At 73.6% G+C, this 20936-nt stretch carries 23 protein-coding genes; 11 read left to right on the top strand and 12 right to left on the bottom strand.

Annotated elements, in window-relative coordinates; genetic code table 11:
* Positions 1 to 5 precede the first annotated feature (5 nt).
* Both JX575_RS10555 and def read right to left on the bottom strand, forming a co-directional pair.
* Positions 6 to 800, bottom strand: coding sequence for a TrmH family RNA methyltransferase (locus JX575_RS10555; RefSeq protein WP_186342531.1), 795 nt, complete (start codon positions 798 to 800; stop codon positions 6 to 8).
* A gap of 18 nt (positions 801 to 818) precedes the next feature.
* Positions 819 to 1439: a peptide deformylase gene (gene def / locus JX575_RS10550; protein WP_186342530.1), complete on the bottom strand. Its 621-nt coding sequence runs from the start codon at positions 1437 to 1439 to the stop codon at positions 819 to 821.
* 87 nt (positions 1440 to 1526) lie between these two features.
* On the opposite strand from def, the gene JX575_RS10545 reads away from it, so the two are divergent.
* Both JX575_RS10545 and JX575_RS10540 read left to right on the top strand, forming a co-directional pair.
* A complete protein-coding gene (locus tag JX575_RS10545; RefSeq protein ID WP_186342529.1) occupies positions 1527 to 2897 on the top strand; it encodes an acyl-CoA dehydrogenase family protein in 1371 nt (456 codons plus the stop codon).
* Complete coding sequence (locus JX575_RS10540) at positions 2897 to 4117, top strand: acyl-CoA dehydrogenase family protein (RefSeq protein ID WP_186342528.1); 1221 nt, start codon at positions 2897 to 2899, stop codon at positions 4115 to 4117. Before JX575_RS10545 ends, JX575_RS10540 begins: the two co-directional genes overlap by 1 nt.
* 63 nt (positions 4118 to 4180) lie before the next feature.
* Here JX575_RS10540 and JX575_RS10535 read toward each other — a convergent pair whose 3' ends face one another.
* Entirely contained in the window at positions 4181 to 4468 is a 288-nt protein-coding gene (locus JX575_RS10535) for a YiaA/YiaB family inner membrane protein (protein ID WP_186342527.1), read from the bottom strand.
* 98 nt (positions 4469 to 4566) lie between these two features.
* On the opposite strand from JX575_RS10535, the gene JX575_RS10530 reads away from it, so the two are divergent.
* Genes JX575_RS10530 through JX575_RS10515 form a run of 4 tightly spaced genes read left to right on the top strand, consistent with a single transcriptional unit; the run spans position 4567 to position 8731 of the window.
* Positions 4567 to 6006 (top strand): aminotransferase class V-fold PLP-dependent enzyme, encoded by a 1440-nt coding sequence (locus tag JX575_RS10530; RefSeq protein ID WP_206054367.1) that lies wholly within the window; start codon positions 4567 to 4569, stop codon positions 6004 to 6006.
* A gap of 55 nt (positions 6007 to 6061) precedes the next feature.
* Positions 6062 to 7498 carry a GuaB1 family IMP dehydrogenase-related protein gene (locus tag JX575_RS10525; RefSeq protein WP_186342526.1) on the top strand — a complete coding sequence of 479 codons (1437 nt, stop codon included), beginning with the start codon at positions 6062 to 6064 and terminating at the stop codon, positions 7496 to 7498.
* Complete coding sequence (locus JX575_RS10520) at positions 7495 to 8190, top strand: sulfotransferase (RefSeq protein WP_206054366.1); 696 nt, start codon at positions 7495 to 7497, stop codon at positions 8188 to 8190. Before JX575_RS10525 ends, JX575_RS10520 begins: the two co-directional genes overlap by 4 nt.
* Entirely contained in the window at positions 8183 to 8731 is a 549-nt protein-coding gene (locus JX575_RS10515) for a nucleosidase (protein ID WP_206054365.1), read from the top strand. Before JX575_RS10520 ends, JX575_RS10515 begins: the two co-directional genes overlap by 8 nt.
* Positions 8732 to 9376: 645 nt before the next feature.
* On the opposite strand, the gene JX575_RS10510 is transcribed toward JX575_RS10515, so the two are convergent.
* Together JX575_RS10510 and JX575_RS10505 are read right to left on the bottom strand one after the other, a co-directional pair.
* Positions 9377 to 9853 (bottom strand): VOC family protein, encoded by a 477-nt coding sequence (locus JX575_RS10510; protein ID WP_186342524.1) that lies wholly within the window; start codon positions 9851 to 9853, stop codon positions 9377 to 9379.
* Between the two features lie 363 nt (positions 9854 to 10216).
* Positions 10217 to 10837 (bottom strand): hypothetical protein, encoded by a 621-nt coding sequence (locus JX575_RS10505; RefSeq protein ID WP_186342523.1) that lies wholly within the window; start codon positions 10835 to 10837, stop codon positions 10217 to 10219.
* A 139-nt stretch (positions 10838 to 10976) separates the two neighbouring features.
* Between JX575_RS10505 and JX575_RS10500 the strand changes: the two genes are divergently transcribed.
* A complete protein-coding gene (locus JX575_RS10500; RefSeq protein WP_186342522.1) occupies positions 10977 to 11351 on the top strand; it encodes a Rieske (2Fe-2S) protein in 375 nt (124 codons plus the stop codon).
* Between the two features lie 30 nt (positions 11352 to 11381).
* Here JX575_RS10500 and JX575_RS10495 read toward each other — a convergent pair whose 3' ends face one another.
* The 3 genes from JX575_RS10495 to JX575_RS10485 all read right to left on the bottom strand — a co-directional run bounded on the left by JX575_RS10495 (position 11382) and on the right by JX575_RS10485 (position 14875).
* Entirely contained in the window at positions 11382 to 12449 is a 1068-nt protein-coding gene (locus JX575_RS10495; RefSeq protein WP_186342521.1) for an NAD-dependent epimerase/dehydratase family protein, read from the bottom strand.
* 82 nt (positions 12450 to 12531) lie between these two features.
* Entirely contained in the window at positions 12532 to 13113 is a 582-nt protein-coding gene (locus tag JX575_RS10490; RefSeq protein WP_186342520.1) for a LysR family substrate-binding domain-containing protein, read from the bottom strand.
* A 16-nt stretch (positions 13114 to 13129) separates the two neighbouring features.
* Entirely contained in the window at positions 13130 to 14875 is a 1746-nt protein-coding gene (locus JX575_RS10485; RefSeq protein ID WP_186342519.1) for a BCCT family transporter, read from the bottom strand.
* Positions 14876 to 15048: 173 nt separating this feature from the next.
* Between JX575_RS10485 and JX575_RS10480 the strand changes: the two genes are divergently transcribed.
* Positions 15049 to 15285 carry a hypothetical protein gene (locus JX575_RS10480; RefSeq protein WP_186342518.1) on the top strand — a complete coding sequence of 79 codons (237 nt, stop codon included), beginning with the start codon at positions 15049 to 15051 and terminating at the stop codon, positions 15283 to 15285.
* Between the two features lie 13 nt (positions 15286 to 15298).
* Here the strand turns inward: JX575_RS10480 and JX575_RS10475 are convergent, their stop codons facing one another.
* Together JX575_RS10475 and JX575_RS10470 are read right to left on the bottom strand one after the other, a co-directional pair.
* Positions 15299 to 15460 (bottom strand): hypothetical protein, encoded by a 162-nt coding sequence (locus JX575_RS10475; RefSeq protein WP_186342517.1) that lies wholly within the window; start codon positions 15458 to 15460, stop codon positions 15299 to 15301.
* A gap of 4 nt (positions 15461 to 15464) precedes the next feature.
* Positions 15465 to 17153, bottom strand: a complete 1689-nt coding sequence (locus JX575_RS10470) for a bifunctional 3'-5' exonuclease/DNA polymerase (protein WP_186342516.1) — start codon at positions 17151 to 17153, stop codon at positions 15465 to 15467.
* 16 nt (positions 17154 to 17169) lie between these two features.
* Between JX575_RS10470 and JX575_RS10465 the strand changes: the two genes are divergently transcribed.
* On the top strand, positions 17170 to 17682 hold the full coding sequence (locus JX575_RS10465; protein ID WP_186342515.1) for a VanZ family protein: 513 nt from the start codon (positions 17170 to 17172) through the stop codon (positions 17680 to 17682).
* A 98-nt stretch (positions 17683 to 17780) separates the two neighbouring features.
* Here JX575_RS10465 and JX575_RS10460 read toward each other — a convergent pair whose 3' ends face one another.
* The gene (locus tag JX575_RS10460) at positions 17781 to 18374 is read right to left on the bottom strand and encodes a hypothetical protein (protein WP_186342514.1); all 594 of its coding nucleotides are present in this window, start codon (positions 18372 to 18374) and stop codon (positions 17781 to 17783) included.
* A gap of 177 nt (positions 18375 to 18551) precedes the next feature.
* Complete coding sequence (locus JX575_RS10455) at positions 18552 to 19454, bottom strand: nitroreductase (protein ID WP_186342748.1); 903 nt, start codon at positions 19452 to 19454, stop codon at positions 18552 to 18554.
* Positions 19455 to 19736: 282 nt separating this feature from the next.
* On the opposite strand from JX575_RS10455, the gene JX575_RS10450 reads away from it, so the two are divergent.
* Positions 19737 to 20333: a hypothetical protein gene (locus tag JX575_RS10450; protein ID WP_186342749.1), complete on the top strand. Its 597-nt coding sequence runs from the start codon at positions 19737 to 19739 to the stop codon at positions 20331 to 20333.
* A 136-nt stretch (positions 20334 to 20469) separates the two neighbouring features.
* Positions 20470 to 20886, top strand: coding sequence for an Hsp20/alpha crystallin family protein (locus JX575_RS10445; protein ID WP_186342750.1), 417 nt, complete (start codon positions 20470 to 20472; stop codon positions 20884 to 20886).
* Positions 20887 to 20936: the final 50 nt, after the last annotated feature.

Below are 20936 nucleotides of genomic sequence, written 5' to 3'. Positions count from 1 at the left end.
CGCCGTCAGCCGCGCTGCCGCAGGGCTTCGTGGAGCACGATGGAGCCGGCCACGGCCGCGTTGAGCGAGGAGGCACTGCCGACCATCGAGATGGCGGCGACGTCGTCGCAGGCCTCGCGCCAGCCCGACGACAGGCCGTGGGTCTCGTTGCCCACCACGAGGACGACCCGGCCGCCGAGGTCGACGTCGGTGAGCGCGCTGCCGTGCTCGTCGGTGCCGACGATGCGGTAGCCGTGGGCGTGGGCGTGCTCGACGACCGGGCCGGGGCCGGGCACGCGCAGCACGGTGAGGGCGAAGAGCGACCCGGTGCTCGCCCGCACCGACTGGGGGTCGTAGGGGTCGGCGGCGTGGCCGGTGACCACGAGCGCGGAGGCGCCGAACGCGTCGGCGGAGCGGGCGAGGGTGCCGATGTTGCCCGGGCTGGTGGGCCGGTCGAACACCACGACCGGGCCGTGGCGGGTCGAGTCCTCGAGCCGGGCCACGCCGTCCTCGGGCATCTCGACGACGGCGACGAGCTCGGCGCCGTCCTCGCGACCGCTGAGGCGGGCGTGCAGCGCGGGGGAGAGCAGCACCCGCTCGGCCGACGTCGAGGCCCACAGCTCGTCCGCCCAGGTCGAGCCGGCCGCGTCGTCGGCGCGCAGCAGGGCGCGCACGGTCCAGCCCTCCTCGACGGCGCGGGTGAGGGGGCGCACCCCCTGCACGAGGAACTCGCGGTTGCGGTGGCGCTTGGTGCGGTTGGTCAGCAGCGCCTCCCACTGCTGGAAGCGCGCGTTCTCCCGGGTGATGCGCAGCTCAGCCATGGCGGTCTCCCGTCGGGCTCACTCCGCCGGCCAGGTCGCCGGGAAGTCCTCGGCCGCGGCGTCGTGCTTCTTCGTCAGCCGCTTGCGCGACTTCGCGGAGAGCCGGTCGCCGAACACGGTGCCGACGGTGTGGTCGGTCTCGTGCTGCAGGCAGCGCGCGAGCAGGCCGTCGCCCTCGAACGAGACGGGCTCACCGTCGAGGCCGTAGCCGTCCACGCGCGCCCAGTCGGGGCGCGGGCACGGCTCAAAGGACCCGGGGAACGACAGGCAGCCCTCGTCGTCGTCGTCGAGGCGGCGGTCCTTGCCCTCGGGGAGGGTGAGCACCGGGTTGCAGACCACGCCGACGGTGCGCACGCCCTCGTCGTCGGGGCAGTCGAAGACGAACATCGCCACGTCCTCGCCGATCTGGCAGGCCGCCAGCCCGACGCCCTCGGCGGCGTACATCGTGGCGACCATGTCGGCCGCCAGCGCGGCGAGCGCGTCGTCGTAGGCGGTGACCTCGGCCTGGGGCCGGTGCATGACCGGGGTGCCCCAGCGGGTGATCGGGCGCACGGTCCCACCGGTCGGCAGCGGTCCGTGGGGTGCCCGGACGGACGGGTCGGGATCGGCGCGTACGTCGGTCGGCTGCTCGTCGGACATGCGGTGGATCCTAGCCAGCGACCGGGTGGCCGCCCGCAGGGCGGGCAGGCGGTGGTGCGAGATGTAACTGACAGTTACGTTGACGGCATGGTCCTTCCCCGCATCCTGCGCCCGGGCGGTCGGCACGGGGTGTCGTCCCGCGAGACCCGCGATGCGCTCGGGCTCGCCGTGGCGGCGGTCAGCCGGGTGGCGCAGAGCGACCTCCTCGACCGCCTCGGGCTGCGCAGGCAGGCGGAGCAGACCGTCTACGCGACGACCCGCGACGGCTTCCGAGTGGCGACCGCGGCCGGGCGCACGTTCGCCCGTGCCGGTCGCAGGAGCGCCGGCGCGAGGCCGGTGAGCGCGGCGTCGACCGGGCTCTTCGACCTCACGCCCACCGACGACGAGGAGATGCTCGTCGCAGTCGTCCGCGAGCTCGCGGATGAGGTGCTGCGTCCCGCCGCCCCCGCGGCCGACGCGGCGTGTGCCGCGCCCGCCGAGGTGCTCGCCGCCGCCGAGGTGCTCGGCCTGCCCGGCCTCGGCGTCCCCGAGGCGCTCGGCGGGATCATGGAGGAGCGCTCGGCCACGGCGGGCGTCCTGGTCGCGGAGGCGCTCGCCCACGGCGACATGGGCCTCGCCGTCGCCACGCTCGCTCCGGGAGCCGTCGCCACCGCGATCGCGCTGTGGGGCACGGACGCCCAGCAGCAGACCTACCTCCCCGCCTTCACCGGCGGCGACGGGTCGGGCGCCCCCGCCGCGGCGCTGGCCGTCGCCGAGCCCGCCGTGCTCTTCGACCCGTTCCGGCTCGCCACGACCGCGCGCCGCGACGGCGACGGGATCGTCCTCGACGGGGTGAAGTCGGCGGTCGTGCGGGGCGCCGAGGCCGAGCTGTTCGTCGTGGCGGCGATGCTCGACGGCACACCCGCGCTGTTCCTGGTCGAGTCCGGCGCCGACGGCCTCGAGGTGGAGGCCGACCCCTCGATGGGGGTGCGGGCGGCCGCCCTGTCGCGACTGCACCTCTCCGGCGTCCGCGTCGGCGCCGACGCGCTGATCGGTGACGCCGCCGGTGAGGCGTACGCCGAGTGCGTGCGGCTCTCCCGCCTGGCGTGGTGCGCCCTCGCGGTCGGCACCGGGCAGGCGGTGCTCGACCACGTCAAGGACTACGTCAACCAGCGCGAGGCGTTCGGCGAGCCGATCAGCCACCGGCAGTCCGTGGCCTTCATGGTCGCCGACATGGCCATCGAGGTGCAGGCGATGCGGCTGGTGACGTGGCGGGCCGCCTCCCGCGCCACCCGGGGCGAGGACTTCGCCCGCGAGGTCGGCCTCGCCCGCCAGCTCTGCGCCGAGAAGGGCATGCGGATCGGCCTCGACGGCGTCCAGCTGCTCGGCGGGCACGGCTTCGTCAAGGAGCACCCGGTCGAGCGGTGGTATCGCGACCTCCGGGCCGTCGGCGTGATGGAAGGCGCGGTGCTCTTCTGATGATCAACCTCGAGACGCCTCGCAAGCACGCCACGCTCGTCGGCCAGGCCCACCAGCTGGCGTTGAACATGCTCCGCCCCATCTCCCGCAGGTACGACCGTGCCGAGCACACCTATCCCCGGGAGCTCGACATGCTCGCCGCGCTGATCGACGGCGTGTCCGAGACCGGGGCGACGAGCGGGGCCGGCGCGGGTGGCGTACGCCGGGACGGCACGGGCACCGGGGACGAGGCCGGTACGGTCCGCAACGGTGCCAACCTCGCCTCCGTGCTGTCGGTCGCCGAGATGTGCTGGGGCGACACCGCGCTGCTGCTCTCGATGCCGCGCCAGGGCCTGGGCAACTCGGCGATCGCGTCGGTCGCCACCGAGGAGCAGCTGGAGCGCTACCGCGGGACGTGGGCGGCGATGGCGATCACCGAGCCGGGCACCGGCTCGGACTCGGCCAACATCACCACGACCGCGGTGCGCGACGGCGACGACTACGTCATCAACGGCGAGAAGATCTATGTCACCTCGGGCGAGCGGGCCGACTCGGTCGTGGTCTGGGCGACCCTCGACAAGGAGCTCGGCCGCGCCGCGATCAAGTCCTTCCTGGTCCGCAAGGACAACCCCGGGCTGAAGGTCGAGCGGCTCGAGCACAAGCTCGGCATCCGTGCCTCCGACACCGCGGCCCTCACCTTCACCGACTGCCGGGTGCCCGCAGAGGACCTGCTCGGCTCGCCCGAGATCGACGCGCGGTCAGGCTTCGCCGGCGCGATGGCCACCTTCGACAACACCCGCCCCCTGGTCGCGGCGATGGCGGTCGGGTGCGCCCGCGCCTCCCTCGACCTCACCCGCGACCTGCTCGAGCAGGCCGGCGTGGTCGTCGACTACGACCGCCCCGGGCAGTCGCAGTCGGCAGCCGCGGCGACGCTCCTGCGGCTGGAGGCCGACTGGGAGGGGGCCCGGCTGCTGATGATGCAGGCGGCCTGGATGGCCGACAACCGGATGCCCAACTCGCTCGAGGCGTCGATGGCGAAGGCGAAGGCCGGCCGGGTCGGCTCCGACGTGACGCTGTCGTGCGTGCAGCTGTGCGGGACGCTCGGCTACAGCGAGGTCGAGCTGCTGGAGAAGTGGGCCCGCGACTCCAAGATCCTCGACATCTTCGAGGGCACCCAGCAGATCCAGCAGCTCATCGTGGCGCGGCGCGTGCTGGGGCTCACGAGCGCCGAGCTGCGCTGAGGGCGCACGAAGAGCCCCCTCCCGGTGGACCGGGAGAGGGCTCTGGTGGGCGATGGTGAGTGGTCAGGAGACGGACTTGAAGGGGTCGTGCTCGGAGAGGATCCGGTCGACGCGGGCCTGGTCGATGCGCGAGACGACGTAGCTGTCCTCCTGCGCGTCGCGCACGCACTTGGCGAGCGTGAAGCTCGAGGTGGTCAGGAACATCGTCCCGAGGCCGAGGAAGGCGCGGATCCAGCCGTCGACCGGGAGGTAGAAGATCGCGAAGATCATCGTCAGCAGGGCGACGGCGAAGGAGATGCCGGCCTGCAGGAAGAAGGCGTTGGTGTTCTTGGTGGGAGTCGTGGTGGCCATGGCCCCCACCCTCGTCATCCTCGGGCGCCGCAGCAGCCGCTGACCTACCCGTTCCGGGGTGAGTACCGGCGCTCAACCGCCGCGAGTAGGTTCTGCGCATGCCCGACCAGCCGGCCCACATGTCGCCCGAGGAGTTCCGTCGCCACGGCCATGCCGCCATCGACTGGATCGCCGACTACTGGGCCTCGCTCGACGACCTCCCGGTCCGCTCGCAGGCCGCGCCCGGCGACGTACGACGTCTGCTGCCCGCCTCGGCGCCCGAGCAGGCCGAGCCGTTCGACGCCGTCCTGGCCGACCTCGACCGCGTGGTGGTGCCGGGCCTGACGCACTGGCAGCACCCGCGGTTCTTCGCCTACTTCCCGGCCAACTCCTCGCCCGCCGCGATCCTCGGCGACCTGGTCTCCAGCGGCATCGGCGCGCAGGGGATGCTCTGGGCGACCAGCCCGGCGGTCACGGAGGTCGAGCAGGTCGTGCTCGACTGGTTCGCCGAGGCGCTCGGGCTGCCGGACGCGTTCCACAGCGACGGCCCCGGTGGCGGGGTCATCCAGGACACCGCGTCCACCGCCACCTTCACGGCGCTGCTGGCCGCGCTGCACCGCGCCAGCGGGGGAGGCGTACGACGGCACGGGGTCGGCGACGCCGGGTGGCGGGTCTACGGGTCCACGCAGGCGCACTCGTCGCTCGTGAAGGCCGCGATGATGGCGGGACTGGGCGAGGACGCCGTCCGCACGATCGACGTGGACCCCGCCACCCAGGCGATGGACGTCGACGCTCTGCGCGCCGCGATCGTGGAGGACGCCGCTGCCGGGCTGCGACCGGTGCTGGTCCACGTCGCCGCCGGCAGCACCTCCACCGGGGCCATGGACGACATCGCGGCCGTGGCAGCCGTCGCGCGTGAGGGGGACGTGTGGGTGCACGTCGACGCGGCGTGGGCGGGCGTCGCGGCGGTGTGCCCGGAGCACCGGGCCCACCTCGCCGGCGTCGAGGCGGCGGACTCGTTCGTCACCAACCCGCACAAGTGGCTGCTGACCACCTTCGACTGCAGCACCTTCTGGGTGCGCGACCGCGCCGCCCTCACCGGCGCGCTGTCGATCCTGCCGGAGTACCTCCGCAACGCCGCCACCGAGTCGGGCGACGTCGTCGACTACCGCGACTGGCACCCGCAGCTCGGGCGGCGCTTCCGCGCGGTCAAGCTGTGGGCGGTGCTGCGCACCTACGGTCTCGAGGGACTGCGTGCGCACGTCCGCAGCGGGGTGGAGCTTGCTCGTCGGGTCGCCGACCTCGTCGCGGCCGACGACCGGTTCGAGCTGGTGACCGAGCCGTCCCTGTCGTTGGTGGTCTTCCGGCTCCGGGCGGGCGACGAGGCGACGATGGCGGCGATGGAGGCGGTCAACGCCTCCGGCGAGGCCTACCTCTCGCACACCACCGTCGAGGGGCGCGCGGCGATCCGGGTCGCGGTCGGCAGCTGGCGCACCACACCCGCCGACGTCGACCGCACCTGGCGAGCCCTCCAGGAGGCCGCGTCCGCGCCCGGCTGATCGCCGGCTGCTCGCCCCGGTGCACGTCGGGTCCGGCCGCGTAGAGTCACCCCACGTGCAGTTCCTCGACAGCGCCACGCCGCCCCACGACCTGACCTACGACGACGTCTTCATGGTGCCTCGCGCCTCGTCCGTCGCGAGCCGCTACGACGTCGACCTCTCCACCACCGACGGCACCGGCGCGACGATCCCGATCGTGGTCGCCAACATGACGGCGATCGCGGGCAAGCGGATGGCCGAGACGGTCGCCCGCCGCGGTGGCATCACGGTCATCCCGCAGGACATCCCGGTGCCCGTCGTCGCCGACGTCGTGGCGTGGGTCAAGCAGCGCCACCGCGTCTTCGACACCGCCATCGAGCTCCGCCCGGACCAGACCGTGGCCGAGGCGCTGTCCCTGATCCCCAAGCGCGCGCACCGGGCGGCCGTCGTCGTGGAGGACGGCCGTCCGGTCGGGGTGGTCTCGGAGGCCGACTGCGCCGAGGTCGACCGGTTCGCCCAGGTCGCCCGGGTCATGAACCGGTCGGTGGTCACCGTCGCGGACGACACCGACCCCCGCGACGTCTACGACGCCATCGAGCGCGCCGGCGCCCCGCTCGCGGTCGCCGTGTCCGGCGACGGCGCGCTGGTGGGCGTGCTGACCCGCCTCGGCGCGCTGCGGGCCACCCTCTACACGCCGGCCGTCGATGCGTCCGGGGGCCTGCGCATCGCCGCCGCCGTCGGGGTCAACGGCGACGTCGCCGACCGCGCGGCCCAGCTGCTCGACGCCGGGGTCGACTGCCTCGTCGTCGACACGGCGCACGGCCACCAGGAACGGATGCTCCAGGCCCTGCGGTCGGTGCGCGCGCTGTCACCCTCCGTGCCCGTCGCCGCCGGCAACGTGGTGTCGGCCGACGGCACCCGCGACCTCATCGAGGCCGGCGCCGACATCGTCAAGGTCGGCGTCGGTCCGGGGGCGATGTGCACGACGCGGATGATGACCGGGGTCGGGCGTCCGCAGTTCTCCGCGGTGCTGGAGTGCGCGGCCGCGGCCCGCGAGCTGGGCAAGCACGTGTGGGCGGACGGCGGCGTGCGCCACCCGCGCGACGTTGCGCTCGCGCTGGCCGCCGGGGCATCGTCGGTGATGATCGGCTCGTGGTTCGCCGGCACCCACGAGTCGCCCGGCGACCTGATGGAGGACGCCGACGGCCGGCCGTTCAAGGTGTCGTTCGGGATGGCGTCGGCCCGCGCGGTGGCCAACCGCACGGCCGGCGAGTCGTCGTACGACCGGGCCCGCAAGGGCCTCTACGAGGAGGGCATCTCCTCCTCGCGGATGTACCTCCACCCCGGCCGGCCCGGCGTCGAGGACCTCATCGACCAGATCTGCTCCGGGGTGCGGTCCTCCTGCACCTACGCCGGCGCAGCCGACCTCGCCCAGCTCCACGAGCGGGCGCTGGTGGGCGTGCAGTCCATGGCCGGCTTCCACGAGGGACGTCCGCTCGAGAGGTCGTGGTGAGGGTGCGCGGCCCCGACGACGACCTCGAGGATGACCTCGACCATGTGTTCGTGATGACCTACGGCAGGTCGGGCTCGACGCTGCTGATGGGCATCCTCAACTCGATCCCCGGCTGGCTGCTGCGCGGGGAGAACCGCCACGCCATGCGGCACCTCTACGACTTCCACCGCAGCGGGCTGGTCGAACGGGCCCGCGTCGACCCCGAGCGCGCGAGCCGGCCCACGCACCCGTGGTTCGGCATCGAGGCGTTCCCCGAGGACGCCTCGCTGCGACACATCCGCGCCCTCGCCGAGGCGACGCTGCTGCGGCCCGAGCCCGACACGCGGGTGACGGGCTACAAGGAGATCCGCTGGTACGACGAGGACCTGCCCGACTACGTCGACTTCCTCCGCCAGGTGTTCCCGGGCGCCCGGTTCGTGGTCAACACCCGCAACCTCGAGGACGTGGCGGCCAGCAACTACTGGACGCACAAGGACGACCCGCTGTCGCAGGTGAGCGCGATCGAGGCGAAGATCCTCGACGCGGCGGAGCGGCTGGGCGACGCCGCCTACCGTGTGCACTACGACGACTACGTCGCCGACCCCGACGTGCTGCGCGGGCTCTTCGACTGGCTCGGCGAGCCCTACGTCCCGGACGCGGTGGAGACGGTGCTCGCCACCCCGCACTCGCGGCGCGGGAGGCATCGTGGCTGAGCGCCACCTCGTCGTCGCGGCGACCGCCGCGGAGGCCGCCCACGTGCCGCCGCACCTGCCACTGGTCCTCACCGGCCTCGGCAAGACCGCGGCCGCAGCCGCGACCGCCCGCGCGCTCGCGGCGTACGACGACCTGAGCGACCTCACCGTCGTCAACATCGGCACCGCCGGAGCGCTGCGCCCGGGACTCACCGGCCTGTTCGAGCCCGGCGTCGTGCTCAACCACGACCTGAGCGCCGACCTGGTGAGGGCGCTGGGCTACGACCCGCAGGAGCGACTCGAGGTGGGGGCGTCCGAGGTCGTGCTCGCCACGGGCGACGTCTTCGTCACCGACCCCGCTGTCCGCGACGCCCTCGCCCTGCGGGCGCACCTCGTCGACATGGAGGGCTACGCCGTGGCGTACGCCGCGCGCGAGGCCGGCGTGCCGGTGCGGCTGGTCAAGCACGTCTCCGACAGCGCCGACGAGTCCGCGCTCGACTGGCCGAGCGTGGTCGAGGCGTCCGCCCGGGCGCTGGGGGACTGGCTGCAGGCCCCCGCCTGAGGCGGCTGCGCGGTACGTGGTGTGCGGTGTTTGGGTCGGGCCGACACGGCGTCCTCAAGCGGTCTCGTCCCCGCTCAACCACCCGGATCCGGGTGTCTGAGCGGGGACGAGACTGTCTTAGTGGCGCTGCTCGGGTAGAGGAGGGGCAGCGGCTCGGCTGCTCGGCCACCAGCCCCGGGGCGTTTGAGCAGACCAGCCCTTACGGCCACCTGCTTCCGCCGAGACCGGTCCCACGCTGGTCCTCGTGCACCCAGGTCATCGCGACCTCGGCGACCTGGCCTCAGGTCCAGCCCGAGACTCCCGCGACCAGTTCGCCGTCCAGGTTCTGCCTTGGCGGCCAGCTCCACGGCCGGGGCGGCATCAGGCGTCGCGACGGCGTTGGACCGGTCCAGCTCGTCGTTTGAGTCGCTGGTCGAGGTCCGCATCCGCCTTGCCGGTCACGATCTGTGCGTCTCCCATGGCCGGAGCGCATCGGCGCTCACGGGCACGCGCTTTCACCCGCCAAGGCGCGCCCATACCCGTCCCGGGTACTCGATCGCTGCAACGCTGCACTCATGATCCTCTCTGTGGGTGGCTGAGTGGGCCCTCGACGAGGACCGGCGCACGCTGCGCGTCGACGACACCCGCTCGGCCTCACCCACGCCGTCAGCCGGGCGTGGGCCCGTCGACGCCGAACCACGCGTCGACCGCGGCCTGCAGGCCGTCGCCGCCCTGCTCAGGCAGCACGCGGAAGAGCTTCCACAGGTAACCGTAGGGATCCTCGAGCTCCACGTATCGCTCGCCCCACGGGGCAGACTCGGGACCGGAAGTGACGACGCACCCTGCGGCCGCGGCGATCCGGGCGGCCTCGTCCACGTCTGCCACCTCGATGCCGATGACCACGCCGAGTCCACGGGGGCCGGTCTTGGTGAGCCGCTCGCGCGCGCTGTCGGGGAACGGCATCCCGTCCAGTGCGTCGACGAGCAGCTGCAGGGGTCCGCGCCTGAGGATCACCATCAGGGCGCGACCGTCCGGGTCCGGGACCGTCCCGACCTGCACGAAGCCGAGCTGCTCGTACAACGCCGTGGCGGCCGGCACGTCGTCGACTCGTAGCGCAAGTCGCACGGGAGGCTCATCGCTCACGCAGCGACATTAGCGTCGTCGGTGTCTGCGGCCGTCAGGTCAGCGGCGGCTGGATCTTCTCCCGGACCTCGGTCTCGATGACCCCGAGGCCGAGTTCACAGGCTTGAGCGTGCCTCACGCTCGAAAGCTCCCAACAGGCTGGCGCCGGGGCAGGTCCCACGCTGGTCGTGGTGCACCCAGATCATCCCGATCCCGGCGGCCCGGCCCAGGTCCAGCCCGAGACTCCCGCGACCAGCTCGCCGACCAGCTCGCCGTCCAGCTCAGCCTTGGCGGTGAGATCCACGGGTGGGGCCGAACCGCACGCTGATCACCGGCGGATCCGGACGTGCGGCCGTAGCGGCCAGCGCTGCACGGTGCCGGCGCTCAGCCGGAGACGACGACCAGGCGGAGACCATCCCCGCCCTCGAAGCTGCCGATCAGTGCCGGGCCTGGCGGGGCGTCGCCGACCCGACGCATGACGGTGAGCTCGAAGCCCGTGCCGGCGATGGTGGTGCGGTCGGACCCGTCCGTCGGGGACACCGGTTGCTCAGCGTCGTGCTGGGGGACGGTCGACACGCGTTCGCCCCAGGCGGTTGCGGTGGGTTCGCGCTGGACCTGGGTGCCGTCGGGCCGCCTCAGCAGGAGGTCGGCCTGACGGCCGCCCGTGCGGATCGCGTGGAGCACGGTCGCGACGAAGACCGGGTCCGCGCAGGCGTCGTACAGGTAGCGGGTGCCGAGGACGGAGTGCTCCATGGTGCCCAGCAGGCTCGCCTCGGCGCCCGGCAACGGAGCGGCACGGTAGGTGACCGGGACGAACAGGGTCGACGCCGATCGCGACCCGAACAGGAAGCACTCCATCCCCACCTCGCCGGCCGGATCGTCCAACCGGAACGAGCCGACCGGCTCGCGTTCGCTGGCGCCGTCCCACCACGACCTGGTGCGGAGCCAGGGACCGACGAGCTCGTCCTTGCGCGGTGAGATCGTCGCCTCGTGGAGCGTCGCCATGGGGCCACGGTAGCCGCCCGGGCCGATCCGGCGGGGCGGTCGGTTCCTCAGTCCTGCCCCGACGCGACACGAGTGGCCCGGCTCGGTGACCACCCCGCTGGAGGTGCACCCGCCCCGCCCGAGTGCCCAGTCTGGTCGGGTGAGCCGTGAGACGAGCGTTCCCGCCGACCAGCTGACCCCGGGCCAGGTCCGCCGGGCCGGGAGATGGGCGGTGGGCAACCGCGACGGCGAGCTCTTCGCGGTGTCACGCCGCTGCCGGCACCAGCTCGCCGACCTGGCCGAGGGGCGCGTCGACGCCGACGGATGCCTCGTGTGCCCGTGGCACCAGTCGCGCTACGACGTGACGACCGGGGTGATGGTCGAGGGACCGCACGGCTTCCTCGGCCACCACGGACGCACGCCGCGCTACGCGCGGTTCGTGCGCGGCTACGCGAAGGTGCTCCGGTTGCGGGTCGCGCGAGCCGTACGGGCCGGCGCCGACGTCGTCGTCCGACCGGGCAGGACTGACCGGTAGAGGCACGCCGGGGCGCCACGGTCGGAACGCTCAGGGCTCCCGGCGGCTGCTGACCGGCCCCCGGCGCAGCGTCCGCAGCAGGCCACCGGCCACCGAGCGCGGGCGCAGGACCGGCGTCCGGGACCAGCCCGCCTCCTGCATGCCCTCGAGGGTCTCGGCCAGCACCGAGACCGCGTCCGTCGTCGGGCTCCAGCCCAGCTCGGTCCGTGCGCGCGTCGAGTCGAGGAGCGGCACCGCGTAGCCCATGTCGATCCAGCCGGGGTCGACCGGCTGGAGCCGCGCGTGCCAGCTCGCCGAGACGGCGGCGCGCACCACACCGGAGGGGACGTGGACGAGGCGGGCGCCGAGCACGTCGGCCACCTGGTGGGCGGTGACCGGCGGCGGCGCCGAGAGGTTGAACGCGCCCGGAGCCCGGGCCGCGAGCACCCGGGCGAACGCGTCGGCGACGTCGTCGGCGTGCACCATCGAGATGACGAGGCGCTCGTCGATCGGCAGCACCGGCACGTGGCGCAGCACGCCGCTCGGCACCAGCGCCGGCAGGCCGTAGCGCAGCAGCGCGCTGCCAGCGTCGCGCTGCCCGATGATCCCGGGGCGCATCCGGGTCACGACCACGCCCGGGAAGTCGGTCTCGAGGCGGTCGAGGAGCCGCTCGGCCGCGGCCTTATGCCGGCTGTACATCGACGTCGGGACGCCGGCGGTCGGCCAGGTCTCGTCGACGGGGGAGTCGTCGTGCTTCGGCGAGTAGGCGCCCACCGATGACATGTGCACGAGGTGAGGAACGCCCGTGGCCACGACGGCGTCGATCACCCGCCGGGTGCCGCCGACCCCGAGCTCGCGGAGGTGGTCCTCGCGGTGCGAGGGCTGGAACCCCCAGGCCAGGTGCACCACCGCGTCGGCCCCCTCGCAGGCGGCCCGCAGTGCCCCGGCGTCGGCGTCGTCGGTCAGGTCGACCCGGACCCACTCGGCCGCCGGCAGCGGCGCGTCGTCGCCCGGCGGTCTCCGCACCAGCCCGACGAGCTCGTGCCCGCCGTCTTCGGCCAGCCGACGCAGCAGCGCCGTGCCCACGTTGCCGCTCGCGCCGGTGATCACGATGCGCATGTCGCCTCCTCGTCGTGGCGCGGCACCACGGCCCCGCTCCCGACGCCGGTACCCCGCAACCGCCTGGGGCACCGGCCGGCGCTCAGCGCGAGGTGTTGGCGGTGCGGCCCTTGGTGACCCCGACGAACGCCTGGGTGACGTCGTCGTCGCGCTCGATGCGCCAGACCAGCGCGATCGTGGTGGGCTCGAGGTCGGCCACGACGCGGGTCACCACGTCCTTGCGCTGGTGGAGGCGCGCGACCGACATCGGCACGATCACGATGCCCGTGCCGGCCGCGACCGTCTCGATCGCCTCCTGCTCGGTCATCGGCGGCCACTCGAGCTGGGGGACCGTCGGCGTCCAGCCGCTCGGGTGGGGGCGGACGAGCTGCTCGTCGACGAGGTCGGCCGTGGTGACCTCCTCGTCGGCGGCGGCCAGGACGTGATCCCGCGACGCGACGGCCACCTGCAGCTCGTCGTAGAGCCGCACGCAGTGCAGCCCGTCGCGGTCGACGGGGAGCCGCACGAGCGCCATGTCGAGGCTGCCGTCGCGGACGCCGTCGAGCTGCTCGGCCTCCGTCACCGGCACCAGCTCGAGCGGCTCGCGGCGGCGGTCGCGCCAATGGCGGGCCCACTTGTCGGGGGTCGAGCCGGCGACGAAGCCGATGCGCAGCGGGTCGGTCATGCCCCGAGCCTAGGCGTCAGCTCTTCGCGGTCTCGCCGGCCCCGGTCCGCGGCCCGCCCTTCTCGACCTCGCCCTTCTCCACGGAGAACACGAAGTCGTCGCCGTGCTCGGTCACGCCGGTGATGACGGCGGCCTCCACGGCCTCGCGGGCGTACTTGCGCCGCACGACCAGCGGGTCCTGGCCGAGGTCCTTCACCAGCGCGACCGCCAGGCCGATCATGATCAGCACGAAGGGCAGCGCCGCGATCACCGTGATCGTCTGCAGCCCGCTGAGGGCGTCCGGGCCACCGACGAGCAGCATCACCGCGGCGACGGCACCGGTGGCGACGCCCCAGAAGACGACGGTCGGACGGCTGGGGTGGATCGTGCCGCGCTCGGACAGCGAGCCCATCACGATGGACGCGGCGTCGGCGCCCGAGACGAAGAAGATGCCGACCAGGACCATCACGACGATGCTGGACGCCGTCGCCAGGGGGTAGGCCTCGAGCGTGCTGAAGAGCTGGTTCTCCAGGCCACCCGCGCCCGCGATGTCGGTGCCCTTCTCCTGCAGGTCGATCGCCGCGCCGCCGAAGATGCAGAACCAGACCACGCTGATCATGCTCGGCACCAGCAGCACGCCGGTGACGAACTGGCGGATGGTGCGGCCGCGGGAGATGCGGGCGATGAACATGCCGACGAACGGCGTCCACGACAGCCACCACGCCCAGTAGAACACCGTCCAGGTCGAGAGCCACGCGCTGGTCTCCGCGCCCTCGGCGGCAGTGCGGGCGGCCATCATCGGGAGGTCGGCGACGTAGCTGCCGATCGAGGTGGGCACCAGGTTGAGGATGAACACGGTCGGACCGACCACGAAGACGAACAGGGCGAGCGCGACCGCGAGGACCATGTTGATGTTGGACAACCACTGGATGCCCTTGGCCACGCCGGACACGGCGGAGAGCACGAAGGCGGCCGTCAGGACGGTGATGATGCCGATGAGCGCCGCGTTGCCGGTGTCGCCGAGGCCGGCGACGATCGTGAGGCCCGACTCGATCTGCAGCGCGCCGAGGCCCAGGGAGGTGGCCGAGCCGAAGAGAGTCGCGAAGATCGCGAACATGTCGATCGCCTTGCCACCGAGCCCGTGGGCGTGGCGTCCGATGAGCGGCTCGAACGCCGAGCTGATCAGCTGCAGGCGTCCCTTGCGGTAGACGCCGTACGCCACAGCGAGGCCCACGACCGCGTAGATCGCCCAGGGGTGCAGCGTCCAGTGGAACATCGTCGTGGCCATGGCGTTCTGCGCGGCCTCGGCCTCGCCGGCGGCACCCGTGCCGGGCGGGGGAGCGATGAAGTGGGTGATCGGCTCGCTGACGCCGTAGAACATCAGCCCGATGCCCATGCCGGCGCTGAACATCATCGCCACCCAGGAGATCGTGCGGAACTCCGGCTGCTCGTCGTCGCGGCCGAGCGGGATGTTGCCGAACTTGCCGAGCGCCAGCCAGATGACGAAGACGACGAACCCGCTCGAGGTCAGGACGAAGAGCCAGCCGGTGTTCTCTATCGTCCATGCCAGCCCCTTGCCCGAGGCGTCGGCGAGGCTGTCGGTGCTGATGAAGCCCCAGGCCAGGAACGCCAGGCTGACGACGGCGGTGACGCCGAAGACGAGCCTGTCCAGGCCGCGCTCACGCGGCGCGGTGGGCTCGATCGCCGCGTCGAGGGCGGGGTGCGGCTCGTCGACGGGGTCGGGCGTGGGCAGGTCGCGTGGATGCTCGATTCCGGTGGCCATCCGCCGACCAGAGCAAACAGCGGCGCCGGCACGCAACCCGCGGGCCCGCCCGTCCACCCGAAATGGCGCGCCAGTCGCGCGGAATGAGACCAGGACCACAGGGGTGAGGACCCCGCGGCAGCGGCCGTGGCACCGTGGTGGGACGGGCGGACAGCCAGAGGAAGGGGAGCGGCATGAGGCAGTCGCGGACGTTCGACCCGTCCCTGCACGCGGCCGGTGGACCGGCGGCTGAGGGACGGTGCTCCTACCACCGGAGCGAGCAGTCAGGGGACCGGGGCGACCCCGCGTGCGCGGGTGAGGCCGTCGTCTCCTTCGAGGACGGCGCCGGCGGGTGGGAGTCCGGGTGCCGCACGGCGCTCGAGGACCTCGTCGAGCGTGGTGAGATCGAGCCGCTCGGCCAGGGGGCGTGAGACCGGCGCCACCTCAGGCGCCGTTGGACGCCTCGTGCCAGTCCCAGTGCGCGCGGCGGTAGACGTCGGTGGCGGCCACCAGCGCGCCGCAGACCCGGCACACCGGCTGCGGGTCGGCGTCGGTGTCGAACATGTCGTCGATGTCCGCTCCGGCGATGTCGTCGTGCTCGCTCATGCGCTCACGATAGGGCCGGGCCCTCCGGTGGGCCACCCACCGCCGTGGCTCCGGGCTTGCCCGCCTCTGCGTAGGAGCGCGTGACGGTCACGGTGAGCGGGAAGTCCACCGCGAGGTCGCGGAACAGCAGCCGGCCCGCGTCCTCCGCCGCCGCCCTGGCCTCCCGGCCGACCGCGTCGGCCAGGGCGGCGGGAGTGTGCACGACCACCTCGTCGTGGAGGAAGAACACGAGGTGGGGCCGGTCGGTGAGCGCGCCGTCGCCGAGTCGCCAGAGCCGGTTGCGCAGGTCGGCGACCCAGCACAGCGCCCACTCCGCGCCCGTGCCCTGCACCACGAAGTTGCGGGTGAACCTGCCGAAGGCGCGACGCTGCCGGTCGAGCGCGTCGAGGTCGGGCGGCGTCGCGTCGGGCGACTCCTCCCACGTCCCGCCCAGCGACGGGCTGCCACGCCCGAGCAGCGTGCGCACCACCTGGCCGCGCTCGCCCGCCCGTGCGGCCTCCTCGACCAGGCCGAACGCCTGCGGGTAGCGGCGGGTCAGCCCCGCGACCATCCGTCCGCTCTCGCCACTGGTGGCCCCGTACATCGCCCCGAGCAGGCCGAGCTTGGCGTCCTGACGGCTCGCGACCGCGCCGGCGTCGACCATCCCCTGGTAGAGGTCGGCACCCCGCGCCGCCGCGGCCAGCCCACGGTCGCCACTCATCCCGGCGAGCACCCTCGGCTCGAGCTGCGCGACGTCGGCGACCACGAAGGTCCAGCCGTCGTCGGCGACGACGGCCGAGCGCACCTGCGCGGGGATCGACAGCGCGCCCCCGCCGTTGGACGACCACCGCCCGGTGGCCGAGCCGGCCGGCTGGTAGACGGGACGGAAGCGACCGTCGCGCACCCAGTCGTCGAGCCACGCCCAGCCGTTGGTCTGGAAGAGGTGGGCGAGCGACTTGTAGCGCAGCAGCGGCTCGACGACCGGGTGGTCGACCGCCCGCAGGGTCGAGGCGCGGATGTCGCCGACGTCGATGCCGGCGCGGCGCAGCGAGGCGAGCAGGTCGGGGTGGGAGTCGGGGTTGAGGGCGGGGGCGTCGAGCAGGCGGCGCAGGTCGTCGGCGCACTCCTCGAGCAGGCGGGGGCGCGCTCCGCGCACCGGGCGTGGGCCGAGCCGCTCGGTGAGCAGGGCCTCGTGGACGTCGACCCGCCACGGGACCCCCGCGTGCGTCATCTCGGCGGCCGCGAGCGCGCCGGCCGACTCCGCCGCGACGAGGAGCGCGAGCCTCGGCTGCTCCGGCGAGGCAGCGATCGCGGCGAGCTGGCGGTCGTCCTCGAGGTCGGCGCGCAGGTGCTCGGCCGCGTCGTCGGCGCCGAACAGGACGGGGTCGCCCACCCGCTCCGCGGACCACGGCCGCAGCAGGTCCCACAGGTCGGCCTGGTCGCCGCGCAGGAAGGACCGGTCGACGGCGGGTGCCCGGGAGAGCACGCGACGACAGAGCCGGAGGTCGTGGCACCTCGTCACCCGCACGCCTGCCGCCAGCAGCCCGGGATACCAGCGGGCGGTGTCGTCCCACACCCACCGCGGGGCGTCGGGCCCGTCCTCCCGCTCGCGCACGTGGGCCGGAAGCGCGCCGAGCGGCAGCTCGCGGGAGGCACTGCCGTCGGCGACCAGCACCCGCTCACCCGGCAGGAGGGAGAGGCGGACGCGCGTCATGGGGACAGCCTCCCCGATGCCACCGACGCCGGACGCGGCGGTGCCCCGCTCAGGTACGACCCGGATGATGGGTCGGGTGCTGCACCGACATCCCTTCCTCGGCCTGATGACACTGCTCTACCTGGGGTTCGTCGGGCTGGTCACGCTGACGCCCGGGGCGGAGCAGCCCGACTACGCGGGCCTGGCCGGTCGCATCCTGGCCCGGCTCGAGCGCTACCCCGACCTCGACCCGATCACCAGCCGGCTCAGCGTGGAGCGGTTCGAGTTCCTCGCCAACATCGGGCTCTTCGTCCCGCTGGGGATGTTCCTGCTGCTGCTCGTCGGCTCTCGGCTGTGGCTCGTGGCCCTGGCCGCCGGCATCGTGCTGACCTCGATGATCGAGAGCGTCCAGCGCGAGATCCCGGGGCGGGTGTCCGACCCGCGCGACGTCGCCGCCAACACGATCGGCATGTTCCTCGGCATCGTGCTCGCTCTCGTGCTCACCCTGCCCAGCACCCTGCGGCGCCGCCGTGCGGCACGCGGCACCTGACGAGAGGGGCGGCGCCGGCGCTGCCCGCGTGGCCGTTCGCACGCGAGAGGACCCGGCGCCGTGGGCGCCGGGTCCGGGTTGTGTGGTGTGGGTGGGTGTCAGCGGAGGATGGGGAACCTGCGGACCAGTGCGGTGTTGCTCCACCAGCGGCCCAGGCCCCAGGTCATGCCGGCCGCGCCGAGGGCGAGGACGACCATGACGATGACGCCGATGAGGTGGTCGTCGACGATGGGGTTGTTCTCCAGCGGGAGCGACGCGGCGTACATGAAGGCGTACATCAGGGCGCCTGCGGCGGTGCCGATGCGCATCCCGATCCCGAGCAGCAGGGCCAGGCCGATGCCGAGCAGGCCGGCCATGAAGAGCCAGTCGACCCAGGCGTGTCCGGCCAGGGAGGTGAAGAACCCGTGGAAGGGGTTGTCGGCCGGGACGGCGAAGGACAGGAATCCCTCGGTGGGGCTGCCGCCGTTGATCCAGGCGGCGGGGCCGAAGCGGTCGAGGTTGCCTGCCTGGTCGTAGCCGGTGTGGAAGCCCAGGGCGAAGGTCTTGTCGAGGAAGGCCCACAGGAAGGTCACTCCGAAGGCGATCCGCAGGACGGCGAGGGCGCGGGCGAAGCCCGGGCGGGTGACCTCCTCGGTCTCGGAGGTGGTGACGCCCTCGGTGCTGATGTGGTGCTGGCGGTGGATGACGCTCATCGTCATCTCCTCCTCGGTTCACGATTCCGGATGTCTTCCGGTACCTCTACTGTCCGCCGAGGGGCGGGGTCGCGTGGAGGGGAGGACGTCCATGATCGGCCGGGACCAAGGTCCCCACCTCCCAGGGACCCTCGTCCGGGCGCGAGCGAGCGACGGATGGTCGGACCCCGTCGGTGGTCAGTGCCCGTGGGCCAGGTGGGGGTCGGGGCGTCGTACGCGCAGGGGCGACTGCTGGAGGTCCGTGCGGCCCGTCGGCTGCCAGCCGACGCCCACCAGCAGCAGCGGGTGGCCGAGCCCGTCGAGGACCTCGGCCCGGAGCGCCTCGCGGGTCTGCGTCACCTCGATCACCTGCGGGAGCGGGACGATCGACATCCCCTCCTCGGCCGCGGCCAGCCACATCGTGCTCAGCCCCTCACCGGCCCGCAGCCAGCTCTCCGGCGTGTCGTCACGGTCGAGGAGCATGACGAGGCCGTCCACCGGTCCGGGTGGTGCGAAGCCCTCCGGCGTGGCCCGGGCGATCCACGCCTCCTGCTCCGAGACGGCGGCGCGGTCCTGGCCCTGGAGCGTCGCCGCGCGGGAGATGAGCCGGTCGACCCTCGAGCGCTCGTCGCGGTCGGTGAGTGCCCGACCGATGGTGCCCCAGGTCGTCGCCGCCGCCGCGAGGTGCTCGAGATGCTCCCGTGGCACCGGTCGGGAGGCGGGGGGCCGCGGGTCGGCGCCCTCCTGCTCGACGGCCGCGAGCACGGCGTCGCCCCCGGGAGCAGGGGTGCCCGACGCGAGGTCCAGCCGGGCGAGCAGGTCGGGGCGCTCGGGGTCCGGGCGTCGGGTCACGGTCGCGCTCCAGCCGAGCGCAGCGGCGATCGCCTGGGCGTGGTGCAGCGCGGCACCGCAGCTGATGACCATGTCGCGGCCGTCCGGGTCCGTCGACGGCAGGCGCCGGCTGCGGTCGGCGAACAGCTCCAGCACGTCGGCCGACGCGCGCCAGCGCCACGGCTTCGTGTTGCGCACGCTCGGGGCGCTGGCGGCACCCGCGATGATCCGGCGCAGCGCCGGCACCGGCACGACGAGTGTCTGCGACATCGCTCAGCCTTCCCTCGAGACGTTCCTCGCAGACCAGCGTGCCGTCGCCCACCCGAGGCGGGCAGTGCCCTTCTACCCGGTCCCTCGGGGGCCGTCCGGGGCGGGCCGGGCAGCGCGCGAGCCGGCCCGCCGCGCCCATGACGTCGGCCCCGTGCCCGAGCCGCCCACCGGCTGGTCGGCACCGGCCGGCTGCCTCTGGGAGCCGGGCGGCGCTGCGGGCACCGTGGGGAGCGGCAGGGCCCGCCCGGCGGCGGCCCGTGCCGCGAGCCGGAGGTGGACGGGATGAGGGTGTACCGCTGGGTGTGGGCGGTGGTGACCACGGTCGTCGTCGTGTCGAGCGTGTCGTACGACGTCCCGACCGGCGGGTGGGTGCGCCTGGCGGTGCTCGGTCCCGCGATGGCGGTGTTCGGCGCGCTCCTGGGGCTGGTCTTCGCCGAGGACCGGCACGACCGGTGGGCGTGGGCGAGGAGGGGCGCGGTCTGGCTCGGGGTGGGAGCGACGACGAGCGATGCCCTCGTCGCCGCCTGGGGCGGCGTCGGGCTGCTGGTCGGAGCCCTGCTGGTGGGGAGCTCCCCGGCCTTCGTCCGGACGGTGCGCTCGCGGTTGTTGGCCCACTCCCTGCGCAGCTGCAGCGGTCCGGTCGAGCTCCTCGCCACGCGCGACCTGATCCGCTGGTGGGACTGGACCACGGACGAAGTGGTGCACAGGCGCACCTCGGTGCCCCGACGGATGGTCCTGGTCGAGGAGCGGCGACGGCTGCTCGACGAGCTCCAGCGACGCGACCAGGAGCGCTTCCAGGAGTGGATCGCGGTGGCGGTGCCCGAGCGCCCCGGCGACCGGCTCTGGGGCGGCGAGCGGGCGTGGCGTCGGGGGTGGTGACCGGCTCGTCGAGCCGCCCCGCAGGCCCCACCGAGCAGAGGTCCCGGGTCGAGTGGCCCGGTCCGTGCGCCTCTGCTGGAGCGCCGTGCGGCGGACGAGCATGGGGGAGACCAGACCCCGAGCGAGAGGCACGCCCATGGCACTGACGCGACGCACCCAGAGTCCCTTCGCCGAGATGGTGGACTGGCTCGAGACGGTGGCCCCCTTCCGCCAGTCGTACGACGAGGGCTTCATCCCCGTCGAGGAGTACCGCGAGGACGGGAAGTACGTCGTGCGGGCGGACCTCCCCGGCATCGACCCCGACAAGGACGTCAGCGTCACCGTCGACGACGGCTACCTCGTCATCCACGGCGAGCGGCGGCACGAGGAGCACGACGACCACCACAGCGAGCTGCGCTTCGGGTCGTTCAGCCGCCGCCTCCCGCTGCCCAAGGGGAGCACGGGCAAGGACGTGACGGCGTCGTACGCCTCGGGCGTGCTGACCGTGACGATCCCGTCCGACGGCGAGGTGTCCGAGCCGACGCGCATCCCCGTCGCGCGCTCGGGTGACTGACGCGCCGCGGGCGATGCCCCGGTCGTCGGACGACCCCCCGCCGCCGCGGA

The sequence above is a fragment of the Nocardioides sp. zg-1228 genome, assembly GCF_017086465.1.
Lineage (GTDB): Bacteria > Actinomycetota > Actinomycetes > Propionibacteriales > Nocardioidaceae > Nocardioides.
The sequence above is the reverse complement of the archived record's forward strand: the minus strand, read 5'-3'. Positions and strand labels throughout refer to the sequence as shown.